We start from the raw sequence: 11664 nt of genomic DNA, 5'->3' as shown, positions 1-11664 counted from the left end.
CCGGTCAGGCAGCCGATGGGCGCGTGATGGCCATCGCCGGTCATCAGTCTTCCCCGCCCTTGGAGAGGTCGTCGTCCACCTCGGCCGCGGCCCACTCCAGCGCTTCGCGCTCGGCCCGCTCGCGCTCGCTCTTGTCGATCTCGTCGATCGTGGCCTGGTCGATGCGGCGGTCGGCAATTTCGCGCAGCGCCAGCACGGTCGGCTTGTCGTGACCCGGGTTGACCGCCGGCTCGGCGCCCTTTTCCAGCTGACGGGCGCGCTTGGTCGCCATCAACACCAGCTCGAATCGGTTGTCGACTACCTCCAGGCAGTCTTCCACGGTAATGCGTGCCATTGCGAAATCCTTAGAGAAAAAAATGACTTATCAGACCGATCAGTGTAGGACACCACGGGCGTGACTGGCAATGTGCGCAGCGTGTATCCTGTCCGGCGCTGTCGCCGCGCGCGACCGATGCCCTGCCGCCCGGAAAACCGGGCAAGATACAAGACTCTGCAGTACACTTATGCGCTCTCCTCCCCCGTGAGCCCGGGCTTCCTCATGCCTTCCCTGCTTCAATCCCCTCGCTGGCGCTGGTTTGCGACGCTGACTGCCCTGGCGTTGCTGACCGGCTGCACGATTGCCAAGCCGCGTACCGACGATCCGCTGGAAAAGTACAACCGCAAGGCCTACCAGTTCAACGACGCGGTGGACCAGGCCGTGATCCGCCCGGTTGCCGCCGGCTATCGCAAGATCACCAACCCGCCGGTGCGCCGTTCGGTCAGCGATTTCTTCACCAATATCCGCATGCCGATCACGGTGGCGAACGACCTGCTGCAGGCGCGCCCGAAGCAGGCGCTGCAGAGCACCGGCCGGTTCCTGGTCAACCTGACCCTGGGCATGGGCGGCTTCCTGGACCCGGCCAGCAAGTTCGGCATTCCGCTGGAAGACAACGACTTCGGCGTGACACTGGCGCGCTGGGGCTTGCCCGATGGCGATTACCTGGTGTTGCCGCTGCTGGGACCGTCGACGGCGCGCGACATGTGGCGCATGCCGGTGGACAGCTATTTCTTCGACCCGCTGAGCCTGTACGCCGACAATCACCATTACAACGGCCTGCAATACCTGCCGCAGGCGATCTATCTGATCACGCTGCGCTCGCGCGCGATCGACGCGGAAAACTTCCTCAAATCGGCCTACGACCCCTACGTTTTCATGCGCGACGCCTACCGCCAGCAGCGGTTGTACAAGATCTACGATGGCAGCCCGCCCGCGTCGGTGATCCAGCAGATGCAGGGGCTGGACGACGACAATTTCGATCCCGAGGAGCTGCTCGACCAGCAGCACCAATGGGAAACCACGCATCCGAAGCAGGCCAACCAGCCGTAGTTTGCGGCATCGCCAAAACCGAAGGGGCCTTGCGGCCCCTTCGTCGTTGCGGTCCTGGCGCAGCGGTCAGGCGACCAGCGAATCCACCTCGCACACTTTCGCCAACGCCTGCATGCCCGGCGGCATGCGCACGACGCGCAGCGTCTTTCCGGGCGATGCCACGACCGCCAGCACGCAGGCCAGGCCGGCGCTGTCGCTGCGCCGCACCTCGCCCAGGTCGAGCCGTTCATAGTCGCCAGCGGCCAGCGCCGTGCGGATCGCCTGCATCGCCGCGGCGGCCGTGTCGAAGCTCAGCACGCCACGCACGCCAAGCGTACCCGGCTCCGTGGTGACGAGTTCAAACGCTGGCGCGGCCGGCTGGGTCACGAGGCGTCCTTGTTGTCCTTGGCCATCGTGTCCAGCGCCTTCTCGCCCTGGGTTTCCAGGTTGCTGATCAACTGCTCGATGCCGACCTTGCGGATTTCGGCGTCGACCTGGTTGCGGTAGTTGGTGACGTAGGAAATGCCTTCGATGATCACGTCGTAGGCTTTCCAGTCGCCGCCGCGGCCCTTGCGGAAGGCGTAGTCGATCGACACCAGCTTGCCGTCGTCCAGCACCACCTGGGTGCGCACCACGGTGCGCTTGTCGTTGAGGTCGCCGTTGAACGGCAGCACCTTGACCCGGCCGCGGGTGTAGTTGAGCAGACCCTCGGCGTAGCGATGGGTGATCGAGTTGTAGAACGCCTTGGCGAAACGATCACGCTGCTGCGGCGTGGCCTGCCGCGCATGCTGGCCCAGCACCAGGATGGAGGCGTAATCGAGGTCGAAGTGCGGCAGGAAGACTTCATCGATCACGCTGATCAGTTTTTCCTGGTTGCGCTTGAGTTCGTCGCGATGGCCTTCGATGGCGGTCGCCAGCTGGTCGGCGATGGTCTGCACCACCTGCACCGGTGTCGGCTGACTGGTGGCGGCCGCCGGAGCAGCCTGGGCGAACGCGGGCGCGGTGACGACGACACCGAAGGCGATGGCAGTGGCAAGAGCCAGTTGGCGCAGCATGGGGTTTCCTTGGCGGGGCCGGCCGATGGGCAGGCGGGAATAGGGGGTCACTTGTCGCTGGCGGGCTTCTTGTCGCCGGAGCCGTTCACCAGGAACTTCCCGATCAGGTCCTCCAACTGCATCGCGGACTGGGTGAGGATCATTTCGTCCCCGTCCTTGAGCATGTCGGGCGAGCCGCCGGGCTGGATCGCAACATACTGGGTGCCGATCAAACCACTGGTGAATACCGCGGCGGCCGAATCATCCGGAATCGCGTCGTAGCGCTTGTCGATCGCCAGCACCACGCGGGCGTTCAACTGCACCGGATCGGCGCGCACCGACTGCACGCTGCCGATCACCACGCCGGCCATCTTCACCGGCGCGCCGGCGGACAGCGTGCCCACGTTGGTGAAGTTCGCCTTGACCGTGTAGCTGCCGCCCACGTTGTCGACCACGCCGCCGGCGCCGAAGAACTTGCCCAGCATCTCCTCCAGCGGCTGGGTGGACTTGGTCCGTGCCAGCGTGCCGCCGTCGGCCACGACCTGCTTGGCGCTGCCGTACTCGATGCCCACGTACTGGTCGCCGAGCAGGCCGCTGGTGAAGATGGTGGCCACCGAATCCTGCGGGATGTGGTCGTAGTGCCTGTCGATCGAAAGGGTCACGTCGGCCACGTCGTGGTCGGGCTTCAGGGTGATCGACTGCACCTGGCCCACCCGCACGCCGGCGATCTTCACCGGGGCGCGCTCCTTCAGCTGGCCGATGTTGGTGAACTGCGTCTGCAGCGTGTAGCTGTCGCCCTGGCGGACATTGGCCACCGAGCTGGTCTGGGTGGCCAGGTAGGCCAGCGCCGCAAAACCGAGCACGATGAACAGGCCGGTGCCGACGGCATAGGAATTTCTCGGTTGGCTCACGGCAGGTTCCTCGAAAAGCGATAAGTCATGGCAATCACATCAGGAAGGCGGTCAGCACGAAGTCCAGCGCCAGAATCGCGATCGACGAGGCGACGACCGTGCGCGTGGTGGCATAGGCCACGCCTTCACTGGTGGGCGGCGTGGTGAAACCCTGGAACACCGCGATCAGCGACACCACCGCGCCAAACGCCAGGCTCTTCAGCAGCACGCCGTTGACGATGTCGGTATGCACGTCGACCTGGGCGGTCATGTTGGACCAGAACGTGCCGTTGTCGATGCCCAGCCAGGTCACCCCGACCAGGTGGCCGCCGAAGATCGCCATGGCGCAGAACACGCAGCACAACAGCGGCATCGCGATCAGCCCGGCCAGGAAGCGCGGCGTGGCCACGTAGGCGACCGGGTCGACCGCCATCATCTCCATCGCCGAGATCTGGTCCGTGGCGCGCATCAGGCCGATCTCCGCGGTGACCGCCGTGCCGGCACGCCCGGCAAACAGCAGCGCGGTGACCACCGGCCCCAGCTCGCGGTACACCGACAGCGCCACCACCATGCCGCTGGCCGAGGTGCCGCCGAAGATCGACAGCACGTGGTACAGCTGCAGCATCAGCACCATGCCCACGAACAGGCCGCAGACCATGATGATGGTGAGGCTCATCGCGCCCACGAACCACAGCTGGCGCGTGGTTTCGCGCAGGTAGCGGAAGCTGCGCGGGATCGCCGCCAGCAGGGTCAGCAGGAACAGGCCGCAGGCGCCGATCTGCGCCAGCGACTGCGTCACCACGTTGCGGGACCGCGGCGCGCGCGCGCTCATTTCGCCGCTCCGGCAAAACCCAGCTCGGTGGCATAGTCGCCCGCCGGATAACGGAACGGGATCGGCCCATCCGCCTCGCCGCCGAAGAACTGGCGCGTCCACGGCGAGCCGTCGTCGGCGATCGTCGCCGGGTCGCCCTGCGCCACCACCTTGCCGTTGGCCAGCAACGCCACGTGATGGGCGATGCGCTGCACCGCCGGCAGTTCGTGCGAGACCAGCACACTGGTGATGCCCAGGGTCTGGTTCAGCGTCTGGATCAGCTTCAGCACCTGGTTCAGCGCCACCGGGTCCAGCCCCACGAACGGCTCGTCGTACAGGATCAGTTGCGGGTCGAACACGATCGCCCGCGCCAGCGCCACCCGCCGCGCCATGCCGCCGGAAAGCTCGTTCGGGCTCAGTCGCGCCGCGCCGCGCAGGCCCACCGCCTGCAGCTTCATCAGCACCAGGTTGCGGATCAGCACCTCGGGCAGCTTCGTATGCTGGCGCAGCGGAAACGCCACGTTCTCGAACACGTCGAAATCGGTCAGCAGCGCCGAGTTCTGGAACAGGTAGCCGATGCCTTCGCGCAGCTTGTACAACTGCTCGCGCGACAGCCGCGCCACGTCCTGCCCGTCAACGTGGATGCTGCCCGCGTCGGCGTGCATCTGCCCGGTGATGTGCTTGAGCAGGGTGGTCTTGCCGGTGCCGCTGGGGCCCATGATCGAGGTGATCTTGCCGCGCGGGATGTCCAGGTCCAGCGCATCGAAGATGGTCTTGCCGTTGAGCACCGTGGTCAGCCCGCGAATCCTGACCAGGGCGCCGTCGTCAGCTGGCGGGCGAACAGGTTGGGTCATGGGTGCATCGGCCGGAAAAAAGGACAAGGTAATGGAAGCAGGTGACGCAGGGAAATGGGAATGGGGTGCAGGGCAGCGAACATCAAGCCACGGCCACGCGCCCCGGCCTGCGCCTCAAGGCGCCAGCAATTGCGCGATCAGCGCTTCGTGGCGGCGCCACTGCAGCGCACTGCGCTGGCGCACCGCGCGCACGATGGACTGCAGGTCGGCCAGCGCCTCGTCGAAGACATCGTTGATCAGGATGAAATCGAACTCGTGCGCATGACTGATTTCCTCGCGCGAATTGCGCAGCCGCTGCTCGATCACCGCGGCGCTGTCCGAACCGCGCCCGCGCAGCCGCCGCTCCAGTTCGGCGCGCGATGGCGGCAGGATGAACACGCTCACGCAATCGGGCTTGCTGCGGCGAATCTGCTGCGCGCCCTGCCAGTCGATTTCCAGCAACACGTCGCGCCCCTGCGCCAGTTGCTCCTGCACCATGGTGCCCGACGTGCCGTAGAGGTTGCCGTGCACTTCGGCGTGCTCCAGGAAAATGCCCGCGGCGACCTGCTTTTCGAACGCGTCGCGCTCGACGAAGTAATAGTGCCGCCCGTACAGCTCGCCCACGCGCGGCGGCCGCGTGGTGTGCGATATCGACAACGAGATCGTCGGCTCGCGCTCCAGCAGCGCGTTGACCAGGCTGGACTTGCCCGCGCCCGAGGGCGCCGCCACGACGAACAGGGTGCCTGCTTCAATCAACATAACGATGCGAAGCTCCTTTGCCCCCTCTCCCCCTTGGGGAGAGGGTTGGGGAGAGGGCCCGGTGCTTGCCAAGAAGCATCGACCGCGCCCCCACCAAGCTCGACAGCTCCCCGCTCACTCAATGTTCTGCACCTGCTCGCGCATCTGCTCGATCAGCACCTTCAGCTCGACCGCCGCATTGGTGCTGCGCGCGTCGACCGACTTGGAGCCCAGCGTGTTCGCCTCGCGGTTGAACTCCTGCATCAGGAAATCCAGGCGGCGTCCGATCGGCTCGCGCAGCCCCAGCACGCGACGCGTCTCGGCGATATGCGTGCTGAGCCGGTCCAGCTCCTCGTCCACGTCGATGCGGGTGATCTGCAGCACCAGCTCCTGTTCCAGCCGACCCGGCTCGACCGGTTGCTTCAGGTCGGCCAGGCGCGTTTCCAGGCGCGTGCGCAACCCGGCGCGGATCTGCGGCATCCAGGTGCGCACGTCGGCCACCACGCGCTCGATCGCATCGAGCTTCTCGCCCAGGATCTCGCCCAGCTTGGCGCCCTCGCGCTCGCGCGTGGCGGTGAGCGCATCCAGCGCGCGGTCCAGCACATCGAACAGCGCTGCCTGTTGCGTCGCCGCGTCCACCTCGGCCTGCTGCATCACGCCGGGGAAGCGCAGCACTTCGGTGAACTGCACCTGCAGGCCGGGAAACAGCGCGCTCATGTCCCGGTTCAGTTCGGACAGGCGGGCCAGCAGCGCGTGGTTGATCTGCAGCGACTCGCCGCGCGCATCGCTGCCGGTGCGGCGCACGGTCAAGTCCAGCTTGCCACGCGACAGTTTCGCCGCCACCCGCTCGCGCAGTTGCGATTCGAACGCGCGCAGGTCGTCCGGCAGCCGCGGGCTCAGTTCCAGGTAGCGGTGATTGACCGTGCGCAGCTCGCAACCGAGCGTGCCTGCGGGGCCGGTGGTTTCGGCGCTGGCGTAGGCCGTCATGCTGCGGATCATTGAAGCGTTTCCGGGCGGGGCTAAAAGTCGCAATGGTAAACTCTCCGGTCCCGCCTTGCCCAATCCGGCCAAGCGACGCGAAGGAACCACCCCATGAACGCCCCCACCCGCCCCAGCGGCCGCGCCAGCGACCAGCTGCGCACGGTCACCATCGAGCGCCACTACACCCGCCACGCCGAGGGCTCGGTGCTGGTGAGCTTCGGCGACACCCGCGTGCTGTGCACCGCCAGCATCGAGGACCGCGCACCGGCCTGGCTGCGCGGCAAGGGCGAGGGCTGGATCACCGCCGAATACGGCATGCTGCCGCGCGCCACCAACACCCGCATGCAGCGCGAGGCCGCGCGCGGCGGCCAGGGCGGGCGCACCATGGAGATCCAGCGCCTGATCGGCCGCAGCCTGCGCGCCTGCGTCAACCGCCAGGCGCTGGGCGAGCGCGTGATCACCCTCGACTGCGACGTGCTGCAGGCCGACGGCGGCACCCGCACCGCCGCCATCACCGGCGCCTACGTGGCCCTGGTCGACGCGGTAAACCTGCTGATGAAGCGCGAAAACCTCAAGCGCAACCCGATCGTGGGCGCCGTCGCCGCGGTGTCGGTGGGCGTCTACCAGGGCATGCCGGTGCTGGACTTGGACTACGCCGAGGATTCGAGCTGCGACACCGACATGAACGTGGTGATGAACGACGGCGGCGGCTTCATCGAGATCCAGGGCACGGCCGAGGGCCACGCCTTCCGCCGTGACGAGATGGACGCGATGCTGGCGCTGGCCGAAAAAGGCATCGGTGAACTGGTCGCAGCGCAGCGTGCCGCGCTGCAATCCAACTAACGCGGTCGCGCAAGCACGACACTCCCCTCTCCCGCTTGCGGGAGAGGGGCAGGGGGAGAGGGCCTTCTCCCGTCACCATGGCCCCACGACGATTCCACTCCCGGCACTTCAGGAAACCCACCCCATGCATCGCATCGTCCTGGCCAGCAGCAACCCCGGCAAGCTGCGCGAATTCAACGCGCTGTTTGCCGGCAGCGGTTGCGAGGTGGTCACGCAAGCCAGCCTGGGCATCGAGGACGCCGAGGAAACCGGCCTGACCTTCGTGGAAAACGCCCTGCTGAAGGCGCGCCACGCGGCCCGGGCCAGCGGTCTGCCCGCGCTGGCCGACGATTCGGGCCTGTGCGTGGACATGCTCGATGGTGCGCCGGGGCTGTACTCCGCGCGCTACGCCGGCCACCACGGTGACAACGCCGCCAACAACGCGAAACTGCTGCGGACGCTGGACGGCGTGCCGCCGGAACGGCGCCGTGCCTTCTTCATGTGCGCACTGGTGCTGCTGCGCCACGCCGCCGACCCCACGCCGCTGATCGTCGAAGGCCGCTGGCACGGCCGCGTGCTGGAGGCGCCGCGCGGGCCGGGCGGGTTCGGCTACGACCCGCTGTTCCTGCCCGATGGGCAAACGCAAAGCGCCGCGGAACTCGACCCCGCGCTGAAAAACCACCTCAGCCACCGCGGCCAGGCGATGGCGGCGCTGCGGGCGCGGCTGGCCGAGCAGACATGAGCCTGACCGCGCCACCGCTGTCGCTGTACATCCACATGCCGTGGTGCGTGAAGAAGTGCCCGTACTGCGATTTCAACTCGCACGGCCTGCGCAACACGCCGCCGCCGTACGCCGAATACATCGACCACCTGCTGGCCGACCTGGACGCCGACCGCGCGGATTTCGGCGCGGCGCTGCAGGGCCGGCCCATCGTCAGCATTTTCTTCGGCGGCGGCACGCCCAGCCTGTTTTCGCCCGAGCTGATCGAGCGCCTGCTCGATGGCGTGCGCGAGCGGCTGCCGCTGGCCGCCGATGCCGAGATCACGCTGGAAACCAATCCCGGCACGGTCGAACATGGCCGTTTCGATGGCTATCTGGCAGCCGGCGTCAACCGCATCTCGTTCGGCGTGCAAAGTTTCGACGACGACAAGCTGCGCCGGCTGGGCCGCATCCATTCCGCCGCGGAAGCCGAGCGCGCGGTGAAATCGGCGCAGGACGCGGGCTACGCCAACATCAACCTCGACCTGATGTACGCCCTGCCCCGACAGACGCTGGATGGCGCGCTGGCCGACGTGGATCGCGCCGTGGCGCTGCAACCTGCGCACCTCTCGCATTACCAGCTGACGCTGGAGCCGAACACCGTGTTCGCCGCCAACCCGCCGCCGCTGCCGGACGACGACCACGCCTGGGCGATGCAGGAAGCCTGCGAGGCACGCCTGGCCGCGGCGGGCTATGGCCAATACGAAATCTCCGCCTACGCGCAACCGGGCCGGCGCTGCGCGCACAACCTCAACTACTGGCGCTTCGGCGACTACCTGGGCATCGGCGCCGGCGCGCACGGCAAGCTCAGCGACGCGGCCAGCGGCCAGGTGCACCGGCGCTGGAAATCGCGCCACCCGCGCGCCTACATGGAAGCCTGCGGCACGCCCGCGCGCATCGGCGGCGACCAAATCGTGGTGCCCGGCGAGCTGCCGTTCGAATACATGTTGAACGCGCTGCGGCTGATCGACGGCGTACCGCTGGACGACTTCGCCCAGCGCACCGGCCTGCCGCTGGCCGCCATCGCCGCGCCGTTGCACGACGCGCAACAGCGCGGCTGGCTGCACCACGATCCCTCACGATTGCGCACCACCGCGCTGGGCCAGCGTTTTCTCAACGACGTGATCGCCAGCTTCCTGGCTTGAGCCGTTGTGACAAAACGCTCATGGTTAGCTCACCGCATCGGGCATAGACTCGCCCTGTCGCATGGTTCGGGATCATTTTGAAGATCGACATCACCGAAGACGCGCCGTCCCCCGACAAACCCGGCTGGCCGGCGCGCACACAACGACTGGTGGATGAAGTGCGCGGCCTGTGCGCGACCTGGCTGCACGAGCCGCTGCGCGCCTGCCTCGGGGATTTCGACCGCCGCCTGCACGACAAATCCGACCGCACGCGCAGCCACGTGGACCAGCAGCGCTACCTGGCCACGCGGCAGACGCTGCTGCAGGGACGGCAGGTTTTCGAAGAACGCTTCGTGGCCAGCATCGACCGCGCGTTTGCGCAGATCGGCACCCTCGCCGCCCCGTCCGCCGGCAAGAAGCCGGGGCTCACGCTGAGCCTGCTCGATGCGGTCGAGCACGAGCTGACCGCCGCGCTGGACCAGCTGGTGGCGCGCAACGAGGCGCGCAACGGGCCGTTGCTGGTGGAATTGAGCTACCGCCTCGCCGTGCTGGTGGCCGCGCCGCCGCTGGAGGGCGAACGCCTGCCGCTGGGGCCGCAGGCCATGGCCGCCGCGTTCCGCGATGCCACCGCCGCGCTGAACCTGCCCAGCGAGCACGACGTGCTGCTGCTGCAAAGCCTGGAAAGCACCCTGGTGCCGGGGCTGGCCGGGCTGTACGAGATCGTCAACCGTCACCTGCTGGCCGAAGGCATCCTGCCGCGCCTGCGCGCGTTTCCCATGGCGCGCACGCCGCTGCGCAAGGCGCCGCCACTGTCGATCGAAACGCCGGCGCCACCGGCACCGCCCACCCCGCCTGGCAAGGCGACGGCGGCCAGCGCGCTGGATGGGCTGCGCGAACCGTTGATCCGCCGCCGCAACGCCAGCCCGGCACGCCACGACGCCGCCCTGGTGGCCACCGAGGAAGAACTGCGGGCCGCGCTGGAGGCATTGCAACAGCGCCCCAGCCTGATCCCCGGCCATGTCGGCGGCACGCCCGCCAGCGCCTCGCAGTTGCGCCGCGCGCTGCTGGGATGCCTCAACGCGGGCGCTGCCCAGGCGCGGTCGCCGGGGGACGGCGCGAACGTGCGCATCGGTGACGAGCAGGACGACATCCTGGAACTGGTGGCGCGGCTGCTGCAGGCGCTGGCCGCCGCCATGCGCCCGTCCGGCAAGGCCCGCGCGCTGCTCGGCGAGCTGCAACTGCCGCTGCTGCGCCTGGCGCTCGCCGACCCCGGTTTCTTCGAACACGGGCATCCGGCGCGGCAACTGCTGGAGACGTTTGCCGACGCGGCCCGCGACTGGATCGAGGACAGCGACAGCGAGGCCGATCGCGGCGTCGTCAGCGCGCTAAACCAGCTGGTGGACCGCACCGTCTGGGAGCCGCCCGCGGCGGCGCTGTACACCGCGTTGCAGGGCCAGCTCGACGCCTACCTGGCGCAACTGCAACGCAAGGCGCAACTGGCCGAGCGGCGCCACGTGGAGGCCATGCAGGGACACGACCGGCTGGCCCAGGCGCGGCGGCAAGCGGCACAGCTGATGGCCGAACGCAGGGACCCCGCCCGCCCGGACAACGGCCTGCGCGGCCTGATCGACCGCGTCTGGACCGACGTGCTGGCGCTGACCCTGCTGCGCCATGGCGAGCAGAGCGACGCGTTTTCCAGCCGCCTGCTCATCACCGACCAGCTCTGCGGCAAGCGTCCGGTCAGCAATCCGCTGGCCCTGCGCCACGGACTGGAAACCGGGCTGCAGCAGATCGGCATGCCGGCGGAGGAAAGCGCGGAGCTGGCCCGCTGGCTGTTTGCCGACAGCGACGATCCGGCGTCGCGCGGCCCCAGCACCACCAGCCTGGCCATCCGGCTGAAACAACGCCTTGGCGAGGCGCCGGCGGCGGATGCGCCTGGCGACCCTGGCGGCGACGAAACCGATCCGCGCGTGCGCGAGCAACTGCAGCAGTTGCGGCAGAAACCCGCGGGCGACTGGTTCGAATTCGCCGCCACGCCGGGCGCACCGATCCGGGCGCGCAAGCTGGCCTGGTTTGCGCCGCATTCCGGACGCTGCCTGCTGCTCAACCGGCGCGGCCAGCCGGCGGAAGACATCACCCTGGCGCAACTGGCGCGAAAGCTGGTCGACGGCGAAGCCCGCCCCTGCGCCGCCCGGAAACCGCCGTCGCTGGCGGCCGCCTGGCGCGCCATGACCGACATCCCTCCATCGCCGTGATACCCCGCGCCACCGCACCCGGCACGGGTGCCGGGTGGACGCGGAAACCGCATGACAGGCCGGCGACAACC

General features: G+C 68.2%; 13 protein-coding genes. 5 read left to right on the top strand and 8 right to left on the bottom strand.

Going from position 1 to position 11664, the window contains the following annotated elements:
• Window positions 1-43: 43 nt before the first annotated feature.
• Entirely contained in the window at window positions 44-334 is a 291-nt protein-coding gene (gene rpoZ / locus ABD017_RS08070; RefSeq protein ID WP_007081172.1) for a DNA-directed RNA polymerase subunit omega, read from the bottom strand.
• A gap of 204 nt (window positions 335-538) precedes the next feature.
• On the opposite strand from rpoZ, the gene ABD017_RS08065 reads away from it, so the two are divergent.
• On the top strand, window positions 539-1366 hold the full coding sequence (locus ABD017_RS08065) for an MlaA family lipoprotein (protein ID WP_343881934.1): 828 nt from the start codon (window positions 539-541) through the stop codon (window positions 1364-1366).
• Between the two features lie 66 nt (window positions 1367-1432).
• On the opposite strand, the gene ABD017_RS08060 is transcribed toward ABD017_RS08065, so the two are convergent.
• The 7 genes from ABD017_RS08060 to ABD017_RS08030 all read right to left on the bottom strand — a co-directional run bounded on the left by ABD017_RS08060 (window position 1433) and on the right by ABD017_RS08030 (window position 6650).
• Complete coding sequence (locus ABD017_RS08060) at window positions 1433-1732, bottom strand: STAS domain-containing protein (protein ID WP_343881932.1); 300 nt, start codon at window positions 1730-1732, stop codon at window positions 1433-1435.
• Complete coding sequence (locus ABD017_RS08055; protein WP_343881930.1) at window positions 1729-2400, bottom strand: MlaC/ttg2D family ABC transporter substrate-binding protein; 672 nt, start codon at window positions 2398-2400, stop codon at window positions 1729-1731. The genes ABD017_RS08060 and ABD017_RS08055 overlap by 4 nt, the downstream gene beginning before the upstream one ends.
• Window positions 2401-2447: 47 nt before the next feature.
• Window positions 2448-3290 (bottom strand): outer membrane lipid asymmetry maintenance protein MlaD, encoded by an 843-nt coding sequence (mlaD, locus tag ABD017_RS08050; protein WP_343881928.1) that lies wholly within the window; start codon window positions 3288-3290, stop codon window positions 2448-2450.
• A 34-nt stretch (window positions 3291-3324) separates the two neighbouring features.
• Window positions 3325-4101, bottom strand: a complete 777-nt coding sequence (mlaE, locus tag ABD017_RS08045; RefSeq protein WP_343881926.1) for a lipid asymmetry maintenance ABC transporter permease subunit MlaE — start codon at window positions 4099-4101, stop codon at window positions 3325-3327.
• Window positions 4098-4934 (bottom strand): ABC transporter ATP-binding protein, encoded by an 837-nt coding sequence (locus ABD017_RS08040; protein WP_343881924.1) that lies wholly within the window; start codon window positions 4932-4934, stop codon window positions 4098-4100. The genes mlaE and ABD017_RS08040 overlap by 4 nt, the downstream gene beginning before the upstream one ends.
• Window positions 4935-5048: 114 nt before the next feature.
• Window positions 5049-5672 carry a guanylate kinase gene (gene gmk, locus ABD017_RS08035; protein ID WP_343881922.1) on the bottom strand — a complete coding sequence of 208 codons (624 nt, stop codon included), beginning with the start codon at window positions 5670-5672 and terminating at the stop codon, window positions 5049-5051.
• Between the two features lie 114 nt (window positions 5673-5786).
• Complete coding sequence (locus tag ABD017_RS08030) at window positions 5787-6650, bottom strand: YicC/YloC family endoribonuclease (protein WP_343881920.1); 864 nt, start codon at window positions 6648-6650, stop codon at window positions 5787-5789.
• A 93-nt stretch (window positions 6651-6743) separates the two neighbouring features.
• Between ABD017_RS08030 and rph the strand changes: the two genes are divergently transcribed.
• From rph to ABD017_RS08010, 4 genes are all read left to right on the top strand, one after another.
• Window positions 6744-7475: a ribonuclease PH gene (gene rph, locus ABD017_RS08025; protein WP_343881918.1), complete on the top strand. Its 732-nt coding sequence runs from the start codon at window positions 6744-6746 to the stop codon at window positions 7473-7475.
• 124 nt (window positions 7476-7599) lie between these two features.
• Window positions 7600-8196 (top strand): RdgB/HAM1 family non-canonical purine NTP pyrophosphatase, encoded by a 597-nt coding sequence (gene rdgB / locus ABD017_RS08020; RefSeq protein ID WP_343881916.1) that lies wholly within the window; start codon window positions 7600-7602, stop codon window positions 8194-8196.
• Entirely contained in the window at window positions 8193-9359 is a 1167-nt protein-coding gene (hemW, locus tag ABD017_RS08015; RefSeq protein ID WP_343881914.1) for a radical SAM family heme chaperone HemW, read from the top strand. The genes rdgB and hemW overlap by 4 nt, the downstream gene beginning before the upstream one ends.
• 77 nt (window positions 9360-9436) lie before the next feature.
• Entirely contained in the window at window positions 9437-11593 is a 2157-nt protein-coding gene (locus tag ABD017_RS08010) for a DUF1631 family protein (protein ID WP_343881912.1), read from the top strand.
• The last annotated feature ends 71 nt before the right edge of the window (window positions 11594-11664 follow it).

It is taken from the genome of Rhodanobacter caeni, assembly GCF_039523575.1.
GTDB lineage: Bacteria > Pseudomonadota > Gammaproteobacteria > Xanthomonadales > Rhodanobacteraceae > Rhodanobacter > Rhodanobacter caeni.
Note: the sequence above shows the minus strand (reverse complement) of the source record. Positions and strands in the feature narration are given on the sequence as shown.

Coding starts and splice junctions, on each gene's coding strand:
- rpoZ (WP_007081172.1), bottom strand. CDS start 334: ATGGCACGCATTACCGTGGAAGACTGCCTGGAGGTAGTCGACAACCGA.
- ABD017_RS08065 (WP_343881934.1), top strand. CDS start 539: ATGCCTTCCCTGCTTCAATCCCCTCGCTGGCGCTGGTTTGCGACGCTG.
- ABD017_RS08055 (WP_343881930.1), bottom strand. CDS start 2,400: ATGCTGCGCCAACTGGCTCTTGCCACTGCCATCGCCTTCGGTGTCGTC.
- mlaE (WP_343881926.1), bottom strand. CDS start 4,101: ATGAGCGCGCGCGCGCCGCGGTCCCGCAACGTGGTGACGCAGTCGCTG.
- ABD017_RS08040 (WP_343881924.1), bottom strand. CDS start 4,934: ATGACCCAACCTGTTCGCCCGCCAGCTGACGACGGCGCCCTGGTCAGG.
- gmk (WP_343881922.1), bottom strand. CDS start 5,672: ATGTTGATTGAAGCAGGCACCCTGTTCGTCGTGGCGGCGCCCTCGGGC.
- ABD017_RS08030 (WP_343881920.1), bottom strand. CDS start 6,650: ATGATCCGCAGCATGACGGCCTACGCCAGCGCCGAAACCACCGGCCCC.
- rph (WP_343881918.1), top strand. CDS start 6,744: ATGAACGCCCCCACCCGCCCCAGCGGCCGCGCCAGCGACCAGCTGCGC.
- rdgB (WP_343881916.1), top strand. CDS start 7,600: ATGCATCGCATCGTCCTGGCCAGCAGCAACCCCGGCAAGCTGCGCGAA.
- hemW (WP_343881914.1), top strand. CDS start 8,193: ATGAGCCTGACCGCGCCACCGCTGTCGCTGTACATCCACATGCCGTGG.